Here is a 20170-nt window from a genome sequence, read left to right on the forward strand (position 1 = left end):
CGGGCGGTGTGGTCGCCGTCGGGGTCGGCGAAGTCGCCAATGGTGTCCGCAGTCAGGCGGGTGCTGGTGTGCCCGGTGGCCTCGGTGCTTTTGGTGGCGTACTTGGCAAGGTATCCGGCGACCATGCCATCGGTGACCTCACCGTTCCCGGCGGTGCTGATCGGTCGAATGTCGACGCCCTTGTCCGGGTCGCCCCAGGCGATCGGCCAGCCCTCGGGCCGGTCCGGGTGGGCGGGGGTGTGGAAGGCGATCTGGTCGGCGGCGTGCCGCAGCGCGTCGATGAGGTCTGTGACGGTGAACCCGGCCGGTGGCGGGACGACCGCGTCGGGGTCCAGGCCGTCAACGCCGTCAAGGCGGGCGATGGCGTGGAAATGCACTGCTCCCCGGGCTTGCAGCTCGGCGACCTTGCCGGGCGACAGCCGTACGGGCGAGACCTTGCGGATGTTGCCGGAGTCGGTGACGACCTCGACGCGGGGGATGCCCCGGCGGCGGGCGAGTTTGGCCAGGTAGCGTTCCGCGGCTTGCTTGGTGCGGTGCCACAGCTCGCCGGAGAACAGGTTCCACACGACCTGGTGGTCGTGGTCGTAGCAGTCCAGGCACAACGGCCGCCCGAGCACCGCGTCACCCGGTTCGTGGCGGGCCCAGCAGACGGCCGGCCGGCCGTGCTCGCAGACGCCGACGTCACGGCGGGCGTGGCATGGTTCGGCGCGGCAGTCACAGCGGCGGCGGTTGCGGCAGGTGTGGCGCTTGACTACCCGGGCGTGAACCGGGCCGAACGACGGCGCGGTGAAGGTGGCGAACACCGCCGGATGGGAAGCGACGGTCTCGGGGACGCCCTTGCCGCCGACCAGGCCGGCGCGCAGGAGTTGGAAGGCGTCCCGCTGGTAGGTCTGCGCGCAGGACGGGCACACGGTGGCGCGGCGGTTCCCGCACGCGGTGTAGATCGCGGCGTCCGGCATGGCGTCCGTGTGCCGCTGGTCCAACACTCGTCCCGTCGACGACTCGACGGTGAGGATCTGCCCGGCGAGCCGGATGGGGCGGGTGCAGCCAGCGGCGGCGCGCACGTGTTCCAGCCAGCCGTAGTAGTCGGGTTGGGCGGCGCGCAGTAAGGCGGAGCCGGCGGCGGTGTAGTCGTAGACCGGGGCGGTGGTGTCGGCGTTCGAGCCCACACCCCGGGCGTTGGTCCGGGGTGTGAGGTCCAGCGTCGACGCCATCAGGCGCGCACCTCGTCGAGGTGGCGGGTGGTGATGGTGCGTTCGGTGACGATGACCCGGCAGGCGCCGCACTGGCGCTTGGCCGGCTCATGCCGATGACACGGAATCTGAACAGAGGTGTCGCCGCACCGGATGGTGATCGGGTTGCGGCAGGGGCCGCCGGGGATGACGTCGACGAGCGTGCGGCGGATGTCGAACGAGTGCGGCCCATCGTGGGCGGGACAGGTGTGGGTGGTCTGTTCGATGTCGACGAGGTGAATGGTCATCGGGCACCACCCCGGATGGTGGACAGGATGTGTCCGGCGACAGCGGGGGTGACGTCGAGCCGGTCGGCCAGCTCGGCGGCGGTGATGGGTGCTCCGGTGGACTGTTCGTGCTGCACGGCCGCGAAGCGCGCCATCGGCAGCAGATGGGCAGGGACGTTGACCTGCTCAGCGGCCGGCGTGGGGGCCGGCTCGGTGGCCGGGATCTGGGCGGTGATGGCGGCCGGCGGTGCCGGCTCGGTGGTGACCTGCTCGGCCACCTGGACACGGAGCGGTTCGGCTGGCGCAGCAGCCGGCGTCGGGGTCTCGCCCTTGACCGGGGCGAGCACGAGCTTGACCAGCGCCATGAAGGCGAGGGCGGGAACGGCCGAGAGGAGCCATCCGGAGATGCCGGGCTTGGCGACCGCCAACTGTGCGGCGAGGGAGAGGCCGGCGGCGGCGATGAGCAGGAACAGCGGGTAGCCGATCGGTGCGCCGCTGCGGCGGCGTCGGCGGATGGTCAGCAGGCAGGCGATGGGGACGAGTTCGGAGATGACGGCGTTGGCCCAGCCGAACCATGCCCCGGTTCCGGCCGGGGAGTTGGCGAGGGTCCAGTCTTTGACGTGGGTGAAGGAGGCGGCCCCGGCGAAGCCGGCGACCGTGAGGAGGATGAGGACCAGGACCAGGCCCTCGATGCGGTTCCCAGTGGTGCGGTCAGCGGCCATGGCCGGTCACCTCCCCGCCGGTGACCACCTGTTGCTCGGCGATGAGTCCGGCGAGGCCGACGCGGATGCCGGCGCAGGTGTTGCAGTCCTGCCCGTCGCCGACGGTGCAGTCGGCGAGGTGGGCTTCGTGGACGATGCGCAGGGCTTCGGCGTAGTAGCCGGCGAGGAACTGCTCGAAGGCGAGCGGGCCGCGAGCGGCGAAGTCGGCGGCGAGGGCGGTGACGACGTAGTCGTCGGGGCTCATCCGCTCGGCGGCGGCGTGCTTGGTGGTGGTAGTGGTCATCGGACACCGCCCATGTAGGCCATGGCGATGCCCATGAGCAGGACGAGGGCGAAGGTGATCAGGACACCCATCAGTTACCTCCGGGGATGCAGTCGAGGCAGCCGCCGGTACGGCGGGGGATGTAGTAGGGCTGCACGAGCCCGCAGTGCCGGCAGGTGCGCCGGGCGCGCAGGGCTTTGGTGATGGCCTCCCGCTGGGCGGGGGTGGCGATGCGTTTGGGTGCGGCGAGGTCGAGGCGGTAGAGGTAGGCGACGCGCTTGCCGCGCCGCCAGAGGATCTGCGCGACCGCGTGATTCCCTCCGGGTCGCAGGCCGGCGGCGCGCAGTTGCCGGCGCGTGGCGAGGCCGGCAGGTGCCATCCGGTACGGATAGGTCGGGAATTCCTCGGCGGTGTCAGCCGGGTAGGTGACGGTCATGACTGGCCTCCCCAGCGCTGCTGGGCCGCCTGCCGGGAGATGCCGAGTCGGGCACCGATTTCGGCCCAGGAGTAGCCGAAGGCGCGAAGGCCGATCACGGCCTCACCGATGGCGTCGTCGATGACGGTGGAGAGGGCGACCAGGTCGCGGAGAGCTTCGACGTCGCCGGTGGCGACGCGGCGACCGTGGGCGCGGATGATGCGGCGAGCGAAGGCCGCGAAGGCGTCGTTCTCGACGACATCCCGACGCCGCTGGGATCGCGGAATGCGCGTCAAGGTGTGCTTGACGGTGCTCATGCGTTTTCGCCTCCCTGGGTGTGGAGGCGGTCGCACTCGTCCGCGGCGCTCTCAAGAGCGGCGATGACCTGATCGGCGGTGCGTGTCGGGTCGTCGTTCCACGAGTAGGGGGAGATGTGCTCGTCGATGACGAAGCCGTCCTCGTCGACGAGGAACAGCGGGTGGAAGGCGTCGAGGTAGTCGACGAACGCAGCGAGGGTGGCGAGGTAGTCGGCGAGGGTGCCGCCGTCGAGCTGGGAGAAGTGCTCCACCTTGCGGCCGGCGCAGGCGATGCCGATGGCCCCGGCGGCGCAGGCCGGCGGGGTGAGGAAGTCGGCAGGGAAGAGAGCGTTGTAGTAGGTGCCCTGGTGCCAGCCGTGCCGGCGCAAGTAGAGGGCAGCCATCCGCAGCAGGTCAGCAGGGGTGACCTGCTCGGTGGTGGGTGGTTTCTGGGTAGCCTTCATGGCAGCCACGTCCTTTCGGGGCTGTTGGTGGAGGTCGGCAGGACCAGCTCTGCTGCCAGGCGGGTTACTGGTCCTGTCGACCGGCTATCGGGTGCGCAGCCGCAGGTAGCGGCGGTGGCGGGTGTCGTCGCCGCCCATCGGGGTCGGCGCGGAGGCGTAGACGAGCCGGCCGCTGGCCGAGGCGACCTGGACCATGGCCGCGATCTCGGACGGCACAGCGACGATCCACAGCTCGACGTACTGCGCGGCCTTCTGGTTGTTGGCCTTGGCGTAGGCGCGTTCGCGGGTGGTCACGGGGTCACCTCCGAGCCGAGGTCGGTGTAGAAGACGGCGTCGTCGGGGATGGGGCCGGAGTAGCCCTGGTCGATGTGGCTGTCTCGCTTGCCGCAGGCGGTGCAGCGCAGGTACTGCCACAGGTGGCCGGTGACCTTGTCGATTTCGGCGTCGACGACCTCCATGTAGTCGGCGCAGTCGTGCAGTGGTGTGGTCATGCCACGGCCTCCCATTCGCTGGGGTTGGTGGTCGGGGTGCTGGACGGTCGGCGGATCCAGGCGGCGTAGTCGGCGATGCCGGCGATCTGCGCGTCGGTCAGGTAGGCGACCTTGATCCGGCGGGGCACGCCGCCCTCGGCGATGAGGTACGCGGCGCCCTGGTTGGTGGGCTGGATGTCGGTGGCGGAGTAGCCCTGCTCGGCCCAGCCGTGGCCGAGGACGATGTTCGAGCTGTTGGGGGTGGTGCAGCGGAACGCGGCCCGGTAGCCGAACAGGTCCCGCAGGCTGGTGGGGATGATGTCGAACGACGGCCGCTGGGTGGCGGCGACGACGGGGATGCCGGCGGCGCGGCCCCGGGCGACCAGGTCGCGCAGCAGCGCGACGAACTCTTCCTGTTCCTGCTTGGTGCCGACGGTGGCGGAGTAGAAGGCGATTTCGTCGACCAGGACCGTGATGACGGAGAGGCGGTCGGCGGCGGTGAGCTTGCGGCGGCCGTGGGCGCGGAGCCAGGCGTAGCGGTTGTTCATCACGACCTGAAGCCGCTTGAGCACGGTCAGGGCGGCGGTGATGTCCGGGCCGATGAACGCGTCCGCGCAGTCCTCCCACTGCCCGAGTTCGACGAGCTTGCCGTCGAGCAGCACGAGCCGGGAGTCCACAGACAGGGCGGCGTGGGCGGCAATGGTGTTCAAGAGGCCTGACTTGCCTCCGCCGGGTTCGCCGCCGGCGAGGAGGTTGCGGTAGGCGAGGGTGATGTAGACGGGCTGACCGAATTCGTCGATGCCGACGAAGATGGGGTCGAACATCGACAGGCCAGGCCCCACCGGAACCCCGCTGTTTGGGGTGGGTGCCGTGGTGGTCATGAGTGCCCTCCTTCGGGCGGAAAGTGGGCGCGAGGAGCCACACGAACGAGCCCGCAGGGCTCCTCGCGCACCGGTTGGGTAGGGGTCAGATCACGCCGTCGTCGTGCATCTCGTCGTGCCGGTCGGCATCGAGCTCGGCGTCACGGCGGTAGTCCCACGTGCGGCCGTCGCAGCCGCAGTCGTAGCAGTGGAAGTAGAAGCCGTCGGTGGCCTCGTCGTACTCGATCTGCGTCATGGCTCAGATCCAGTCCGACACGTCGTCCTCAGCCGTGGACGACGAAGCCGCGGGCTTGCTGCCGTTGGCGGTGGTGGCCGGCTTCTTCGCGGCCGGCTTGCCCTGCGTCGGCAGGGTGATGACAGGAGCCTCGACGTCCGGCAGGTCCAGGGCGGTCGGCACCGTCACCGGTGCCTGCTCGACGGTGGGGGTGGTCGGGTCGATGACGTCGACCAGCGGCGAGCCGACGTTGGCGGTGAGCACCTCGCGGCGTTTGATGTCGAACCGCAGATACGCGGCGGTGCGCTCGGAGGCGCGTTCGATCAGCACGGTGGAGGCGTGGCAGGCCACGGCGATCTTGTCGAGGCGGCTCTCGAGGTCCTTGGCCGATAGGCCGGGGCGCAGGTAGACCCAGACCCGCTCACCGACCGGAGTCGGACGGGCCCACAAGATCAGCGGGAGGCTGCCGGACTGGTTGGCGATGATGAACTGCGCGAAGCACACGCGCAGCCGATGCCGCACGACCAGGCACCAGGTCCAGGCGACGATTCGCCGGCGGCTGGCCGGGATGGCGGCGGGGACGCCGACGACCAGGGCGACGACGAGCAGCATCACCAGGGTTGAGGTGTGGTTGGCCAACTGCGTCCAGCAGTAGCCGCCGATGGTGACGGCGCTGATTTCGGTGCTCCACCACCACAGCAGCCGCAGCACCGGCCAGATCCGCACGAGCACCCAGACGATGCCGCCCAGGGGCAGGCCGACGAGGACGCCGACGAACAGGGCGAGGATCGGGTGCATGTAGGAAGCGGCCACCACGGCTGCGAGCAGGCCGACGATGACCGCCGTCAGGATGAACGCCAACCGGGCGTTCCGCGCCGAGGACCGGTGAACGCGTGCCTCGATCACCGTCACCGTCTGGTTGCTTCTGCCGCCGAACGGGCGGCGGGGGCTAGACTTGGACACGACGAGTCCTCCCATCAGTGGGTCGATGAGTTGGAGGGCACGGGGTCGGCAGATGTAGGAGTCGGACCGACCCCGCGCCAACTCTTGCGGGGCGCCACCACCGAGCGTGGTGGCCGGGCCGGGAGCGTAGGAGTCGGAACCACTCCCGGACCGTTCTTCACTTGTTCAGCGGACCATCAGGCCGCTTCGCGCCCCAGCGCGTCGAACACCAGAAGCTCACGCAGTACAGGTGAGCCAGGGACCTACTTGGCCGCCGAGGTGCCAGCCTTCGGCTTCAGCGAGATCGCACGGAACGCGACGCCGTTGCGCCCGTTGGTCGCCCACGGAATGGCCTCCAACTGCTCGACGGCGACGAGCTGTCCCACCGTCACGCTCGGCTTCTCACCCGCCGTGGTGATGGTGATGATCTCGCCGCCGGTCTCGTCGAGAACGAAGACCTGGGTGGACCACATGGGCCGGCCGGTGTTCTTCTCCGACCGCTGGTTGCCGTTCTGGTCGTTCTTCGGCTCCGGGTCCTTCGTCACCTGGACCTGCTTGCTCGCGGTGTCCACGTACAGCTTCACAACAGACCTCCTGTGTCTGAGCGCGTCCCCTGTGGACGACTGCTCCTGCGGGCTTGTCGCTCGCACCTCAAGCACATATCGACGGAGGTGACGCCGGAACGGCCTTGCGGTGACGCTTGGGACGTTTATAGTGGTAAAAACGTCCCAAGCAATCCGGGAGCGGCAATGGCAAACGAGCGTCTACGAGATGCGCTTGAACGGGCCCGCGTCTCGCCGGCCGAGCTGGCGCTCCTGACTGAGTGCGATGTCAAGACCGTGAGTCGCTGGCTCGGCGGCAGAGTCCCGCATCCCCGTACGCGCTTCAGAATCGCGAAGAGGCTGAAAGAGGATGAGGACTACCTCTGGCCAGGAGCGAGAAGAGCTGCTGTCGAGGCGGCGGACTCGGCAGGCATGGTGCAGTTCTACTCCACACGAGGAGCGATTCCGCCGAACCTTTGGGACCGACTCCTAGACGGGGCGACGGCTCAAGTCGGCATCCTTGTGTACGTCGGAATGTTCCTCACCGAGAAGCCTGATCTCCTAGATCGGCTACGCAGGAAGGCAAGCGCCGGCACAAGGATTCGCATCCTGCTCGGGGACCGCGAAAGCGACGCTGTGAAGCAGCGGAGCATTGATGAAGGGATCGGGCGAGAGACGATCTCAGCGAAGATCGATCACGCTAGCGCCTTCTTCCGGCCGCTCCGCAACGTGCAGAACATCGAGATGAGAACTCACTCCACTGTGCTCTACAACTCGATCTACCGCTTCGACAACGAGATGCTCGTCAATCCCCATGTCTACGGCAAGACAGCACCCATGGCGCCGGCGATGCACCTCCGAAAGACAGCCACCTACGGGCTCTTCGACACTTACGCAGACAGCTTCGAAGCGGTTTGGGAGTCTTCGACGCCACAGGAAGGTAGGGCCTAGCAGGTGCCCAAGACTGACTACCTCAACGATCCCAACGCACCGAAGGCCAACTCTCTTGTGGTGGCTGTGACCGTCTTCGTGCAAGACGAAGACGGACGCGTCCTCCTCATCAAGCGATCTGACAACAGCCTTTGGGCGCTGCCAGGAGGAGCGCAGGACGTCGGCGAATCCACTGCCCAAGCAGCCAGGCGGGAGGTTGAGGAGGAGACGGGTCTACGCGTTGAGCTCACCGGCATCTCCGGCATTTACTCCGATCCAGCTCACGTAATTGCGTACGACAACGGAGAAGTGCGGCAGGAGTTCTCTGTATGTCTACGCGCGAAACCGGTTGGTGGCACGATTCGAACCAGTGATGAGTCATCAGAGGTGAGGTGGGTCGAACCAGAGGCCATGGAGCGTCTGCCGATCCACCCATCGATGCTCCTGCGGATCCAACATGGCCTAAAGGGCGGCGTTCCCTACATCGGTTAGCCGGCGACCGCTTGGAGTCGGCTGTTCGTCCTAGCTATCGCTTCGGATAGGTCGTGCTGGGCGCTGTCAATGAAGACCGTAACCAGGTCACCCGGACCGTACCGCTCCTTTATCTCGGCAACCCGGCTCGCGAAGTCCGTAGGCTCTCCGTCGGGCGTTGTGGTGAGGTCACACATCCACAACGCATCTCTGACCGGACCGCCTTCGTCGTGAAAGGCAGCAAGCTGTCCTTCCAGGCCCCGTAAACGAGCTTCCCTAACGGCGCAGGAGTGATGTGCGACCAGGTGCACCAGGCGATCCGGTGCGTCCAAGCCTTGGAGGTAGATCGCGCCATCCAGCGGATGGAAGCCCGTCTTCACTAAGTGAGGTGCGTAGCCGACATCATGAAGAATCGCGGCGGCTTCCAGCAGGGCGGCGTCATCACCAACAGCCGCAGCAAGGGTGCGTGCCTTTAGGGCAACACCCCGAACGTGAGCCCATCTGCGAGGCAACGTACCTGAAAGGTTCTGGCGGGACACCTCATAGGCCCACGGGACGAGCGACATGCCTAGACCATAGCCCCGGCTGCGTCTGCCGAATACTGCCTATCCGGTCGGCTGCCTGGCCAAATTTCGGTTTCAGGGGGGCGGTGTTGTGTGGGAGAACCATCGTGGCCTCGGCCGGTCGAGGCGATCGACGCACGGCAGGGGCTCCCCGACGTGCGATGGACGTACCGCGGGAGGCAAGGTCGGCGATGGCTAGGAATCCCGCCAGGCGCATATATTTCCGTGTATGGGACCAGGGGAGGTGCCAGCGCTGCCGGGTCGCCGAGCGGCGGCAGGTAGACCGTTGGTTCGATCGCCGCGCCATTGGCCGTGGGTGGTTCTCTCACTCGTGGCCGTGCTGTGTACCGGGATCGTGGCCGTGCCGGTGTCGTGGGCCGTTCGGCAGCAGGCCGAGGCAGGGCGAGGTGAGGCCGCGCCGGACGCGGCGGTGAACGTCTACGTGCTCAAGATGAGCAGCGGGGAGCATCTTGGGCTGTCGCGGGTGCTGGCCGACAGGCGACATGACGAGCTGCTGCGACAGTGGCAGCAGTATCGAGGCGAGATGGAGCGCGCCGAGGTCCCGTCGAAGCTTGAGACGGTCGGCCCGATTGACGTCGAGGACCAGGACGACGACCGCGCGAGAGTGACCGTCCAGGTCCGCGCGATCTGGTGGAGCGGACAGACGAGCCTCAGCGGGACGGCTCACCCGTGGCGGTTCGAGGCCCGGCGAGACGCCGGCGGCTGGCGAGTCTGGGCGGCCGACCTGCCGAGGTGGTGTGGCGTGCACGTCCGAGCAGACGCCTGTCGCTGAAGACAGGCGGCCAAAGGTGGTGCGCCTAGTGAGCCTGTCGACGGTTGGCCTCTTGCCGGACCGCCTCCGTCAGGTCGCGCCAAGTCCCCGCCGAAGCCCTCATCATCCGGCGGACCATCGACCGAGCGGACGCTTCGTCAAGAAAGTCGTAGGAGACCTCCTGCCCGCCGTCACCTCCGAGCCGGCCACGTACATGCCAGCGTCGACCGTCAGACAGTAGCCAGATATCCCGCCGAGCCAGACGCCCCCAGGACCCGTTCCACCAGCGGCCACGTACCTCCACGCCAGCACCCTAATCGAACACACGTTCGACCGCCCGGCTGCCGGCGAAGTTGTTCAAAGTTTCTGTACGTCTTCAAGGCGGCCCGCAACGGGCCGCACGCGCCGCCGCCAGGGCGCGCGCCGACCGCTGCCGCTGACGCTCTGCGGCCGACACGCCTGACGCCCGGCGGCTGGCGCGGACAGCGGAAAGCCCGGAGGGCCGCCGCAGAACGACAGACCGTTGACCGGTGAGGTGGTGGGCCGGCAGCCGGCCGGGCGCGGCGGCCGTCGCACCGCCGCGCCGTAGCGCGAGTCACCGCCGGCCATGGCGGGGATGCGGCGCGGAGTGTGCGGGGCCGCCCCTCCAAGGTCAAGGGCGCTTCGCGTCGCTGCGCGACGGCCCTACGGGCCGCCCTTGACCCCGGAGCCTCTGCGACCCCTCGGGCCGGCGTTGCCGGCAGGCCAGGTGCCTGCCCGGGGTACACGCGCCGCATCCCCACCACGGCCTCAGAGTCGGCTCGCGTCAAGCCGTGCTTGACTAAGCATCGACGCTGGCTGACCTCGTAAACCGACCTCCTCGACAATTCGTCGCGCGGACTCCTCGATGGATTCGTGTTCCCAGAAGCGCAGCACGAGCCAACCGTCATCCTGCAGCCTCCGCGTCGTCTGCAAGTCGCGTTCGACTGTACGAGCCAGTTTCGGGCCCCAGTACCAGTCGTTCACCGCGGGAGGCCGGCCGTGCTCTGGGCACGAGTGCCAGAAACACGAGTCGTAGAAAACAGCAACCTTCCGCCGAGTGAAGACAACGTCTGGCCGGGCTCGGCTGCCGTTGCTTAGCCGCAGTGGGTAGTCCTTTCGGAACCGGAGGCCCGCCCGGTGCAGGGCTGCGCGAAGGCGGACCTCCGGTTTCGTGTCCGCCCTACGGATCGCCTGCATGTTCCGAGACCGGCCCTCTGACGAAGGAGTAGGCGTGATTCCTAGCTTGCGAGCACGTTGCCTCCGCTCTGTGGCCCGCAGCTCCTTGTCGACTGACGTTATCTCGAAAGCCTTCTTAGCCAATCCTCGACACCTTCTAGACGACCGGAGGCCACGTGCCCACGCGCACGCTCGATGCCACGACCGACCGACGGCACTGGAGCATCGTATGCCGCAAGGGGACCCGCCGGATTGACGTGGACCACGGAGGTAAAAAGCAGGTTGGCGCCTTCCATGACCTCACAAGCGGCGGCGAGTCTCGCTGGGTCGAACTCGTTGGTAACGAGAACGTAGTCGAATTGGCGCCTCGACGACTCAAGTCGCGAATACGCGGTAAAGTCCGTGGCAAACTGCTCCTCGCGGTCCGACCTAACCGACCACTTGCAGGTAACGAGCGTTCGGTGGTTGTCGCCGCGTCGGACTAGCGCGAGATCTACCTGACGAGTCTTGTCGCCCTCACGGGGCGGATAGAAGCCAGGCAGATGATGAAGATTGGGTCGGACATAGATCTGATAACGCTCTGCGACGCCGCCAATTCGCAACAGGATCGCCGCTAAAGTGTCTTCAAATCCCTCCCCCACGAGGTTCTTGCGCTTATTCTCTTGGCTCACATACGCCCGCACGCGGCGCGACAGATTCTGCCATGCTTCGGCCGGAGGCTCCTCGGGCCCAAGCCATGGGCGCAGGATACTTGTGACGATCTCCACAAGCTCTGGGTCCTCGCCAGGTATCGGGACTGGATTGTCCGCGTAAACCGCGCGTTGAACCTCTGCCTGTGCACGGTATTGCTCTTGTCGGGCCTCGGCGGCTCTGGCTAAGTCGAGCGTTGCCCGCTTGAAGAGAAAGTCCACATGGCTGTCGAGCTCCATGGCTGCCACGCCCAGGGCGCGAGCGAGCCATGAGTGAAATGCCAACGATCGGGCGTACCAGGGGCGTCCAGGTTGGCACTTGTCGGACTCGTAGCAGTGAGCGAGCCCCGTTGTGGAGTCGAGCCACATGAGAAGGTGATAGATGTGGCGCCAAGCGTTCTCTGCCGTTACCGTTGGGTGCGAGGCGAAATACTCCTCCAACAAACGATTGCGGTTCTCTTCGCCGAACGGCCTTTCAATAATCGGCGCGGAATCATCCAATCCGAGGGGTAGTTGCGTCAAGGCTGGTGTCCTCCAGGGATGATGCCCGAATGCGGGCAGCGATTCGCTTAGCAGCAGCGAGAGCTAGCAACGGGGGGACGGCGTTACCGACTTGCCGGTATCGCGAGTGCGCAGCGCCGCCGTCGATACGCCCCTCGATCGGGCCTTTTCGCTCGTCGGTCGTAAATACGAATGCGTCTGGGAAGGACTGGATGCGTGCGAATTCGCGAACGCTAAGGCACCTAGCCTGGGAATAGTGGTAGACCGAATCCGCCTTCGTGTTCAGCGTCCATGCCCAAATGTCCGGGTGAAGCCGGCGGTATGCATAGTAGTGCCGGCGACTCATCCGGCCACTCCCATTGTGGGGTCCCCATTTATCGCCCGACAGGTAACGCTGCAGCAACTCTTCAGACAGATCTCGGTGATTCCCTCCTGCAGGGATCCCGTTCAAACGCATGGCAGTATCAGTAAGAACCCTGGGAACACTAACGTTCTGAACTAGCTCGTTCGGGGTGATACCACTGCGCATGAGCTCTTGGTATGCAGACTCGGCTGGCGGAAGCCCCTCCTGCAACAAGTCGTCCTGGCGGCCCGCTGTCAGCTTAATGAGATCGCTGATTGCCTGAGATGCAGTAACAGCCGTAGTGTCGAAGGGGTCGGCAAGAGCCTCGGCGAGGTTCGCACCCAGATGTTCTCGGCTTGAGACGACGTAACGAATATCCTCACCGGCATGACGATTAAGGGTTACAAGTGAGGTAACACCGGTCCCGGCCATAGTTGGAGGGGAGACGCCAAGGGATCGGTGGACTCCCAAAAAGAGCAATCGCTTCCGGGTTTGAGGAACACCGAAGTCTGCAGCGTCACAAAGCTGTGGTTCCACCAGGTATTCGCCATCAAGCGAAAGATCCTGCGCAACTTGCTCCTTGACGCCCATCTGGGCCATGCCGGGAACGTTCTCCATCAAGAACGCCCGAGGCCGCGCTTCCCCGACGATATGCACAAACTCTCGATAGAGGGAGTTCCTGGGGTCGTCGATAATGCGGGTATGGTTGCGAACCTGCGAGAAAGCCTGGCAGGGAGGCCCGCCAATTACGACATCGACGCCGCGGGCGGCATCAAGGATGGCTTCGCGAATGGAGTCTTCTCGTACGTCGCCAACGATTGTCTTTGCACGCGGGAAGTTGCGTCGGTACGTTGCGGCTGCATCGGGGTCGTAATCACTACCGGCCTTAATCGAATAGCCGGCCCGGCGGAAGCCTTCAGATAGGCCGCCAGCCCCAGCGAACAGGTCAACGACCGTAAGTGGCCGCCGCCGTTTAGAGGCCGGGCGCCGGTTTGACTTCGGCTGCTCAACCACTGACTACCCCCTGGCTATTGGACCACTACGAACAGCAAAGGGGCCCCCGGTCGTTCACGTCCGCACGCTAGCCGATGTTGGCCGCTCGCGTCGACATCGAACTTGGCGACCTGATCAGTCGGCCCGCCGGAAGCCTCCCTGACCGTCGCACAACCGTACGACAGGCTCGCTGGGTGGTCGTCCCGACGCGCCGTACCGTGACGCCTGGCATACATCGGTGTCCGCGACCTGCCCGGACGCGCCCCACGGAAGGGAGCTGTTACTGGCTTCCAGAGCTCGTTCAGGTTCCTCAGGAGCAGTCGCGGCATACCGACGAGGAGCCGTCGAACATCGCTATCCCCTGCACGAGGAAGCACCGCTCGCAAAGCCTCTCGTGGGCGCGCTGGTCACAGGCGCACATCCCGCATCGCGGGCACGCAGGTTGGCCGCACCTGGCGCAAGCTGGCGGTCGAGTGTTGAAGACCGCTTCACAGACGTGACAGTCCCAGTCGGTGTCCACTGGAGCCCGTCGCCGTTGGGTGTAGGACGGAAGCCACGGCGGAACATCGTCTGTAAGCACCGTGTACACGTACCGAAATGATGGGTCACGGACCGAGTCGGCATACAGCGGACGCCACTGCTTGCCGCTAGGGAATGTGACCCAGGAATCTTCCTGTCTTGAGGTGCCGATCCGGCCCGCGACTTGGGAGACGTGATCAGGACCTTGAGATGTCCCGCGGCGAGGCGGCACCCGATTGCCGGATACCGCAGCGAACTGCACAATGCCATTAAGATCCGTGAGTAGGACCCAGCCTTCGCAAGGCAGGAGTTGCGCAACCTTCACACAACATGCTGACCGCGACGCCTGGCTAGCCTCAAACAGTTGATGCACTGAGGAGGCGGTTATAGGAGAGTCGCCAAGAACGCGGCCGGGCAAATCGCTTCCAAGCAAAACCTCGGCCGCGAACGCATCGCACACCTGTTCCTCCAGGCGACGGCCAAAGTCGGGTTGTCCGGAGAGCGCTTCGTCCGTCCACGGTTCGTCATTCTGCTGAAGAAAGTGCGCGATCTCGTGAAGGAGGGTAAAAGCGCGCCGCCCGTGACTAGCCTCTCGCACAACCGTGATTTCGGCCGGCGTCGGGATCAGGTTGCAATGCCCCGCAACCGAGCAGTCACCTGCGATGTCCGCCGATATCTCACGAACAACTACTTCTGGCCAGCTCGAAACCTCTTGCCACGCGTCGGACTGCAGACGACTTACAGCCCCGGGTTTGATTTGTTCAAGATTGTCACACAGTCGCTTGACTGCCGCTTGCACGTGAAGGGTGAGATACCGACCGTCACTGAGGCGCTGAAGATCGAAAGACTCCGCCACGGACACCCCTAGGGGATCAACGGGAAAGCAGTCTCACGATTGTAGGTGCTGACGTAGATAGAGGTCTACCCTCGTCTCCCAGTCAGGCGCTTCGACATTTCCGGTTTGTCTGGCCGCCACCGGCCGCACATCCCGCACGATGTGAAGCCGGGCGACGCGCTCATCCTCGCCTCTTGTCTCCGCCAACTCTCTAATCTGTTGCTTTCGGCCGGGATCGTTGAGAACCCGCACCAACGCTCGCAGACGCTCCGCAAGAGGCCCGGCTGTCAGTTGGACACTGATCCCCGTCTCACTTGCCAGAGCCGCGAGTTCTTCGGCGATAAGCGCTCGGTCACCTCTAATGATTGCGAGAGCATCGGGAAGATTAGTCTCAAGCATTCTAGCCAAAGTGCTCGGTTTGAGCTCGGCATCCTGAAGCATTACAGAAAGGTTCGGAGCGTCGGTCAGCTCCGGATCTTCCGACCACTCTTCATCACTCAAGCATCCGAACGCCTCAGCAATAATCGCCGAGCGGTCAACGCCGTCAGCTGTGCTAACCGACTCGTCGACGACTCCACGAACGAAGTTCTCTCGGAGTTCCTCGCAACGCTTGACATCGAGCGCGTCACCGAGATAACTATCCAGGGTCTGATATCCCAAGCCAGTTTCAGTTCCCCACCATACGGTTAGGTGGACGCCTAGGTCGGCGAGGGTTGTGCTAAGGGTCTGCCCATCCGATGTGGGGTCAGCGACGGTGGTTGGAAAGGCGAGAATGAAGTCATCGAACACTGCGCTGATGACTGCAACAACCTTCGCGTCGTCCCATCGAATCGACCAGCATTGCCCCACCGCCGGAATTGCGTTCCGCGGTGAGTTGATGCGCCTGTATAGGATCCGCTCCGGCATGCTCCCTTGCCCCAGCTGGTCGAGCTCACGAGAAAGGAGAGTGGCGGCCTCATTCATTTGGCTCTCCTTCCTAACTTGATCCCTTAGACCTGAGCGCTTTCAGCTTCTGCTCAAGGGCGGCGTTGGCAAGTATCGTTCGCATTTCGCTGCGGTAGGGGTCAGGAAGCGTTCCGACATAAGGAAGATTATTGCCGCCAAAGTGCCTCGTGGCGATCACCCGTTGGTAGCGGAGCGCGAACACGCCAGCTTCATCGAGGCCCGCCAGGACTCCGGCCGGCGTCTGAACGCCGGCCTTACTGGTATCAGTGGTACGCCCAAGCACGACAACCTTCCCGGCGGCACTCTCACGCACTACGCCCACTGGACGGTTCGGGCGAGGATCCGTGGGGTGTAGTACCCGATTGTCCGACATGTAGACGTCGGCGACACGGGGGGACTGGCTAGGCACCCCGGTAATGTAACGGTCAACTCCCGATGCTGACACTTGCTGTCGATGTTCTGTCCCTGCGGCTCGAACGTATGTTCTAGTGTACCGGGTCCTTGTCCCCATCGCCACGCCCAATGTGGGTGCTCTCCGCATGTCTGGGGGGGGAGCGCCAGCGTCCGCGAATGCTGCAGCAGGAACCTTCAGCAGCAGCACCAACAAGCCATGAACATCGACCCACGCTGCGTCCTTCGACCTTATGCAGGCCCCAAATCATCTCGACCACGAGCAGTTGAGGCAGCCTGGGTGCTGAGCAAGGGCGTCCGAGAGGTCGAAGGGGCTCAAGCCGTGATCTCGTGCGGCCGCGGTAGTTCGTCGGTGTGGGAGGGCGGGCTGTACCAGTACCGGGCGGGCGCCAAATGCTCCTCCGCAGGGGTCCACGCGGTCCAGCGGCGCGCTCGTCCTCCGCTGGTCTCAATGGTTCCCTCCGGGAGCCTGCGCCACTGGATCTCGTCCACGATCACGAGGTGTGTCTTGCTGGCGTGCGCGTGATCGACCTCGTTGGATGTCAGCTCGACCCTGTCGGCTAGCCCTGACGAGCCCTTGACCTCGATATGCAGCTCCTCGGTCCCGCGCGTTGCCCGGACGTCGTAGCTCTTCCGGTTGCCGACGTCCTCAACCTCGTATCCCTCGACGTCGCGGTAGTGGTCCATGACGGTCCGCACGGCGTGCTGCTCAAGCGCGACCTTGAGTACATGGTCTGTCATGTACCCGGGTCCGCCGGACCGAGCGCTTCCGCTGGAACGTGCGAACTGGTCGCCGGAAACCGGTCGACGTGCTGAGGGCGGCAGGCGGTCAGGTTCGCCGTCTGCCTCGGGCGGTAGCCCTGCTGCGAGATCGGCCGCCAGGCGGCCCGCGTCGGAAGAGCCGTAGCCGGGGACAACGAGACGTAGCCGAATCCGCTTGGTGCTGTTGCCAGGGCGACGGGCGTCGGGTGCCTGACCGATCGTCGTCTGAGCATTAGTCAGCTGCCGTCGTAACGCGTGAGGGTCGGGAACGTCGACCAAGCGGACGGGCTCTCTGATCAGGCTGCGGCTCGACTCGGGAAGTAGCTGAGTTCGCCGTGAGTCGAGGACGGCCGCTTCGATGACGGCCCGGCGTTCTTTGAGACGGGCCAAGAGCAGCTCAAGCGCAGCTCGGTAGTCTGTGTTCCGTGGCGGTCTGCCGTCAGCCCGGCCACTCATGCTTTCGAGGATGACGGCGACGTAGTCGCCATCGGGCTCGACGGAGTATTCAGCGTCGAGCACCCGGCCGCGGTCGTCGGTCATTCGCACGTTGGCCACTCTGGCACAGACGTGCGACGGGCTGGATAGCCGTGCAGCGATCTGTGCACCGATGGCCGGCGGTGTCGAGTCCGAGATCTTGCCGCACCCAAGCGTTCCAGCGAGGCAGCAAGAAGGCAGCGCGAGCCTTGATGCGGGCCGGAGCCGAACGTCAACAAACGGGGCCCGACACCTGCTCATCGACGCGGTTCGTCACCAGGTGGCAGCCGCCAACATCTTGGGACCGCATCCCCCCGACGGGGGTCGTCCCTTTCCGAGGCCGGTTCGCCCCGGGCGCGATGCCGTCAGGACTCGTCTCTGAGCTGGGCCAGCAGACCGGCTCGGTCGATCTGCATCCAGTACTCCGTGATCAGCCCGTCCTCGACGTGATAGACGACCGAGTTGATCTGACGGACCGTCCGGCCGGTCGGGGCGATTCCCTCCACCGGCTGGAGGTGGCGCCCCACCTGGGCCAGCCGGACGTACGCCCGCGCACCGTCAACCAGGAATTCCTCGATCGTGAGGTCGAACGCGCCCCAGCTCGCGGTCATCTCCCGGACGTGCTCGGCGTAGTCGTCCGGGGTCCGTTCGACGGTGGTCAGGTCCTCGGACTGCACCTGGTGGGCGCGCACCACCGGCGCCATGAACTCCGCCGTCCGCTGCGGCTCGCGGCCGGAACGGACGTACCGGAGGAAGTCACCGACGACCCGGCGCGTCACCTCACTGTCAGTCATGACGTCACCCTCGCAGCCGGGAACCGGGACGGGGAAGCGCGCCGGCGGGTGGCCTCACTCACGCCAGGCGGAAGACGCGAGCGTCCGCTGATGGTGCGATCTGCCGTCGTGAACACTCCCGCCGCCGTCGGCGAAGTAGAGGTGAGCCCTCGGCCGTGTGGGAGGGATGCCGGGACAGAAGGAGAATCCATGGGTGTGGTGACACGAGACGTGTGCACCGACGCCGAGATCATCAGCCGGATGCACGGGGATCCGGCGTTGTTCGACACCATCTTCGACCGCTACTACCCGGCGATCCACGGCTACGCGACCCGGCGACTGGGCCGCGACCTGGCCGACGACGTGGCGGCGGAGACGTTCCTGGTCGCGTTCGCCCACTGGCGGCGCTACGACACCACGCAGCACAGCGCCCGGCCCTGGCTGTTCGGCATCGCGTCCAACCTCATCGCCGGGCATCAGCGGACCGAGGCGCGGCGCTACCGGGCGCTGGCCCGGGCGGAGCGCACCGATCGGAACAGCCACGACGGCCCGGCCGACCAGGTCGCCGTACGGCTGGACGCGCAGGCCGTGCGCGGGCGGCTCGCGGCGGCGCTGGAGGAGATCGCACCGGCTGACCGGGAGGTGGTGCTGCTGGTCGCCTGGGCGGACCTGAGCTGCGAAGAGGTGGCCCGCGCGCTGGAGATTCCCGCCGGCACCGTCCGGTCCCGGCTGCACCGGGCGCGCAGAAGACTACGGGCGGCGCTGGGTGGCACCGACCCGACGGCAACCGGAGAGGATTCCGAGTGATCGACGACATCACCGCGCTGCGGGAGAGTTGGAGCGAGGTCGAGCCGCCCTCGCCGGATGCTCAGGACCGCGCCCGGGCGGCGCTGCTGGCCCGGATCACCGAACGTCGGGCCACCGTGCCGCAGGGGCGCCGGCGCGCCCGGCGGGTGCCGGGCTGGGCGTGGCGGTCCGGCGTCGCCGCCGTCGGTGCCGCCGCCCTGGTGGCCGGGGTGGTGGCGGTCGGTGGCCTCGGCCCGGCGAACCCGCCGGCGCGACCGGTGCCCTACGGGGCGAGCGGGTCGGTCGCGCAGACCTTCGAGCTGGCCGCCGTGCACGCCGAGACCGAGCCGTTCACTCCACCCCGCCCGGATCAGTGGACCTACGTCGAGCTGCGGATCGTCCGCGGCAAGCTGGCGCGGGACAAGGGGCAGGCCACCCGCGAGACGACGCGGTCGTGGCAGCGCGCCGACGGCCGGCAGAGCGCCGTACTGGTCGACGGCAAGCTCGAAGTCAGCGCGGAGAGCACGGACCTGCCGCAGGTCATGCCGCCGCAGGACTACCCGACGCTGGCGGGGCTGCCCACCGATCCGCGGGCGCTGCTCGACTGGCTGCGCGCCCGGAGCCCGTCCGGCAAGGGTGCGGACGCCGTCCCGTACGTCCTGATCGACTCGATGCTGCGGGACAACGTGCTGCCGCCCGGCGTGAAGGCGACCCTCCTGCGGGCACTGGCCCTGATCCCCGGTGTCACCCGGTCCAGCGAGCCGGTCGACTTCGACGGACGCCCGGCGATCGCCGTGGGCATGGTCCTGGACGGCTGGCGGCGCGAGGACATCCTGCTCGACCCGACCACCCACGAGTTCCTCGGTGGCCGGACCGTCGTGGTCGAGGACCACACGACACCGGAGGGGGTCACGCTGAAGAAGGGCGATGTCGAGGTCGAGCTGGTCCGGGTCGCCGGCAAGATCGTGGACGCGCCGGGCCGGACCGGCTGACCGATCGGGTACGCGGACAGTCCGCGGGCGGGCGGCCGGACCGTGGTGGTCCGGCCGCCCGCGTCACGGTGGGTCAGGACTTGACCAGGTCCACGATCGAGGTGTCGTAGACGACGTACTGCTCGTACTCGGCGTCGTAGGCGGACGCCTCGGTGCTCACCTCGGCGGCGCCCTTGCCGAACGGCGTGGTGTCGTTGGGGGTGGCCGCGGCCGTCCAGGCCACAGGTGCGCCCGGGGTGCAGTCGACCAGGGCCCCGAAGCGGCCGCGGACGAGCACCTTCTTGACCACCTGGTCGACCACGCCGCTCACCGTGACCGAGGTCGGCTGGCTGCAGGTCACCGTGCCGTGCACGATCGCCTTGCCGCTGATCGTGCTGGCCGTGCCGTCGGCGGCGACGACCAGCCCCAACTCGAGTGGCACCGTCTCCGCCTGTGCCGGCGCGGCGGCGACGAGCCCGCCCAGCGCCCCCGTGATCGACAGGCTGGCCGCGAGGGCCGCCCTCCGCCAGGTTCTCCGCATCCCCGTTCCTCTCTCTGCGGCCGGACA

Annotated in this window: 27 protein-coding genes; 5 read left to right on the top strand and 22 right to left on the bottom strand. The window is 66.5% G+C overall.

The window, feature by feature from the left end; translation table 11 throughout:
* The 13 genes from ACW0Q9_RS09455 to ACW0Q9_RS09515 form a co-directional block, all read right to left on the bottom strand.
* The coding region (locus ACW0Q9_RS09455) for a replication initiator (protein WP_456179699.1) at positions 1–1214 on the bottom strand (1214 nt) is incomplete at its 3' end.
* The gene (locus tag ACW0Q9_RS09460) at positions 1214–1480 is read right to left on the bottom strand and encodes a hypothetical protein (protein ID WP_456179700.1); all 267 of its coding nucleotides are present in this window, start codon (positions 1478–1480) and stop codon (positions 1214–1216) included. The genes ACW0Q9_RS09455 and ACW0Q9_RS09460, both read right to left, overlap by 1 nt.
* The gene (locus ACW0Q9_RS09465; protein ID WP_456179701.1) at positions 1477–2181 is read right to left on the bottom strand and encodes a hypothetical protein; all 705 of its coding nucleotides are present in this window, start codon (positions 2179–2181) and stop codon (positions 1477–1479) included. The genes ACW0Q9_RS09460 and ACW0Q9_RS09465 overlap by 4 nt, the downstream gene beginning before the upstream one ends.
* Positions 2171–2464, bottom strand: a complete 294-nt coding sequence (locus tag ACW0Q9_RS09470; protein ID WP_456179702.1) for a hypothetical protein — start codon at positions 2462–2464, stop codon at positions 2171–2173. Before ACW0Q9_RS09470 ends, ACW0Q9_RS09465 begins: the two co-directional genes overlap by 11 nt.
* 70 nt (positions 2465–2534) lie before the next feature.
* The gene (locus ACW0Q9_RS09475) at positions 2535–2879 is read right to left on the bottom strand and encodes an RRQRL motif-containing zinc-binding protein (RefSeq protein WP_456179703.1); all 345 of its coding nucleotides are present in this window, start codon (positions 2877–2879) and stop codon (positions 2535–2537) included.
* Positions 2876–3175 carry a hypothetical protein gene (locus ACW0Q9_RS09480; protein ID WP_456179704.1) on the bottom strand — a complete coding sequence of 100 codons (300 nt, stop codon included), beginning with the start codon at positions 3173–3175 and terminating at the stop codon, positions 2876–2878. Before ACW0Q9_RS09480 ends, ACW0Q9_RS09475 begins: the two co-directional genes overlap by 4 nt.
* Positions 3172–3618, bottom strand: coding sequence for a DUF6197 family protein (locus ACW0Q9_RS09485; protein WP_456179705.1), 447 nt, complete (start codon positions 3616–3618; stop codon positions 3172–3174). Before ACW0Q9_RS09485 ends, ACW0Q9_RS09480 begins: the two co-directional genes overlap by 4 nt.
* An 84-nt stretch (positions 3619–3702) precedes the next feature.
* Positions 3703–3912 carry a hypothetical protein gene (locus ACW0Q9_RS09490; protein WP_155329807.1) on the bottom strand — a complete coding sequence of 70 codons (210 nt, stop codon included), beginning with the start codon at positions 3910–3912 and terminating at the stop codon, positions 3703–3705.
* The gene (locus ACW0Q9_RS09495) at positions 3909–4109 is read right to left on the bottom strand and encodes a hypothetical protein (RefSeq protein ID WP_456179706.1); all 201 of its coding nucleotides are present in this window, start codon (positions 4107–4109) and stop codon (positions 3909–3911) included. The genes ACW0Q9_RS09490 and ACW0Q9_RS09495 overlap by 4 nt, the downstream gene beginning before the upstream one ends.
* Complete coding sequence (locus ACW0Q9_RS09500) at positions 4106–4969, bottom strand: FtsK/SpoIIIE domain-containing protein (protein WP_456179707.1); 864 nt, start codon at positions 4967–4969, stop codon at positions 4106–4108. The genes ACW0Q9_RS09495 and ACW0Q9_RS09500 overlap by 4 nt, the downstream gene beginning before the upstream one ends.
* Before the next feature lie 85 nt (positions 4970–5054).
* Positions 5055–5204 (bottom strand): hypothetical protein, encoded by a 150-nt coding sequence (locus ACW0Q9_RS09505; RefSeq protein ID WP_456179708.1) that lies wholly within the window; start codon positions 5202–5204, stop codon positions 5055–5057.
* 3 nt (positions 5205–5207) lie between these two features.
* The gene (locus ACW0Q9_RS09510) at positions 5208–6095 is read right to left on the bottom strand and encodes a hypothetical protein (RefSeq protein ID WP_456179709.1); all 888 of its coding nucleotides are present in this window, start codon (positions 6093–6095) and stop codon (positions 5208–5210) included.
* Positions 6096–6388: 293 nt separating this feature from the next.
* Entirely contained in the window at positions 6389–6709 is a 321-nt protein-coding gene (locus ACW0Q9_RS09515) for a hypothetical protein (protein ID WP_456179710.1), read from the bottom strand.
* Between the two features lie 165 nt (positions 6710–6874).
* Here ACW0Q9_RS09515 and ACW0Q9_RS09520 point away from each other — a divergent pair, with 165 nt between their 5' ends.
* Together ACW0Q9_RS09520 and ACW0Q9_RS09525 are read left to right on the top strand one after the other, a co-directional pair.
* Positions 6875–7618 (top strand): DUF5919 domain-containing protein, encoded by a 744-nt coding sequence (locus ACW0Q9_RS09520; RefSeq protein ID WP_456179711.1) that lies wholly within the window; start codon positions 6875–6877, stop codon positions 7616–7618.
* A gap of 3 nt (positions 7619–7621) precedes the next feature.
* Entirely contained in the window at positions 7622–8089 is a 468-nt protein-coding gene (locus ACW0Q9_RS09525; protein WP_456179712.1) for an NUDIX hydrolase, read from the top strand.
* Here the strand turns inward: ACW0Q9_RS09525 and ACW0Q9_RS09530 are convergent.
* Entirely contained in the window at positions 8086–8634 is a 549-nt protein-coding gene (locus tag ACW0Q9_RS09530; RefSeq protein ID WP_456179713.1) for an HD domain-containing protein, read from the bottom strand. The two genes, ACW0Q9_RS09525 and ACW0Q9_RS09530, sit on opposite strands and share 4 nt — an antisense overlap.
* A 313-nt stretch (positions 8635–8947) precedes the next feature.
* On the opposite strand from ACW0Q9_RS09530, the gene ACW0Q9_RS09535 reads away from it, so the two are divergent.
* On the top strand, positions 8948–9424 hold the full coding sequence (locus tag ACW0Q9_RS09535; RefSeq protein ID WP_456179714.1) for a hypothetical protein: 477 nt from the start codon (positions 8948–8950) through the stop codon (positions 9422–9424).
* A gap of 768 nt (positions 9425–10192) precedes the next feature.
* On the opposite strand, the gene ACW0Q9_RS09540 is transcribed toward ACW0Q9_RS09535, so the two are convergent.
* The 7 genes from ACW0Q9_RS09540 to ACW0Q9_RS09570 form a co-directional block, all read right to left on the bottom strand.
* Entirely contained in the window at positions 10193–10744 is a 552-nt protein-coding gene (locus ACW0Q9_RS09540) for a very short patch repair endonuclease (protein ID WP_456179715.1), read from the bottom strand.
* Positions 10720–11811: a hypothetical protein gene (locus ACW0Q9_RS09545; protein ID WP_456179716.1), complete on the bottom strand. Its 1092-nt coding sequence runs from the start codon at positions 11809–11811 to the stop codon at positions 10720–10722. The genes ACW0Q9_RS09540 and ACW0Q9_RS09545 overlap by 25 nt, the downstream gene beginning before the upstream one ends.
* The gene (locus tag ACW0Q9_RS09550; RefSeq protein WP_456179717.1) at positions 11783–13147 is read right to left on the bottom strand and encodes a DNA cytosine methyltransferase; all 1365 of its coding nucleotides are present in this window, start codon (positions 13145–13147) and stop codon (positions 11783–11785) included. Before ACW0Q9_RS09550 ends, ACW0Q9_RS09545 begins: the two co-directional genes overlap by 29 nt.
* A gap of 289 nt (positions 13148–13436) precedes the next feature.
* Positions 13437–14507: an ImmA/IrrE family metallo-endopeptidase gene (locus ACW0Q9_RS09555; RefSeq protein ID WP_456179718.1), complete on the bottom strand. Its 1071-nt coding sequence runs from the start codon at positions 14505–14507 to the stop codon at positions 13437–13439.
* A 27-nt stretch (positions 14508–14534) separates the two neighbouring features.
* Positions 14535–15443: a hypothetical protein gene (locus tag ACW0Q9_RS09560; RefSeq protein ID WP_456179720.1), complete on the bottom strand. Its 909-nt coding sequence runs from the start codon at positions 15441–15443 to the stop codon at positions 14535–14537.
* Between the two features lie 708 nt (positions 15444–16151).
* Entirely contained in the window at positions 16152–17138 is a 987-nt protein-coding gene (locus ACW0Q9_RS09565; protein WP_456179722.1) for a DUF3883 domain-containing protein, read from the bottom strand.
* Positions 17139–17437: 299 nt separating this feature from the next.
* Positions 17438–17866 carry an ester cyclase gene (locus tag ACW0Q9_RS09570; RefSeq protein WP_456179724.1) on the bottom strand — a complete coding sequence of 143 codons (429 nt, stop codon included), beginning with the start codon at positions 17864–17866 and terminating at the stop codon, positions 17438–17440.
* Between the two features lie 189 nt (positions 17867–18055).
* Here ACW0Q9_RS09570 and ACW0Q9_RS09575 point away from each other — a divergent pair, with 189 nt between their 5' ends.
* Together ACW0Q9_RS09575 and ACW0Q9_RS09580 are read left to right on the top strand one after the other, a co-directional pair.
* Positions 18056–18652 (top strand): RNA polymerase sigma factor, encoded by a 597-nt coding sequence (locus ACW0Q9_RS09575; RefSeq protein ID WP_456179726.1) that lies wholly within the window; start codon positions 18056–18058, stop codon positions 18650–18652.
* Positions 18649–19623 carry a CU044_5270 family protein gene (locus ACW0Q9_RS09580; protein WP_456179728.1) on the top strand — a complete coding sequence of 325 codons (975 nt, stop codon included), beginning with the start codon at positions 18649–18651 and terminating at the stop codon, positions 19621–19623. Before ACW0Q9_RS09575 ends, ACW0Q9_RS09580 begins: the two co-directional genes overlap by 4 nt.
* Positions 19624–19696: 73 nt before the next feature.
* On the opposite strand, the gene ACW0Q9_RS09585 is transcribed toward ACW0Q9_RS09580, so the two are convergent.
* The gene (locus ACW0Q9_RS09585) at positions 19697–20143 is read right to left on the bottom strand and encodes a hypothetical protein (protein WP_456179730.1); all 447 of its coding nucleotides are present in this window, start codon (positions 20141–20143) and stop codon (positions 19697–19699) included.
* Between the last annotated feature and the right edge of the window lie 27 nt (positions 20144–20170).

The organism is Micromonospora sp. I033 (genome assembly GCF_053890995.1).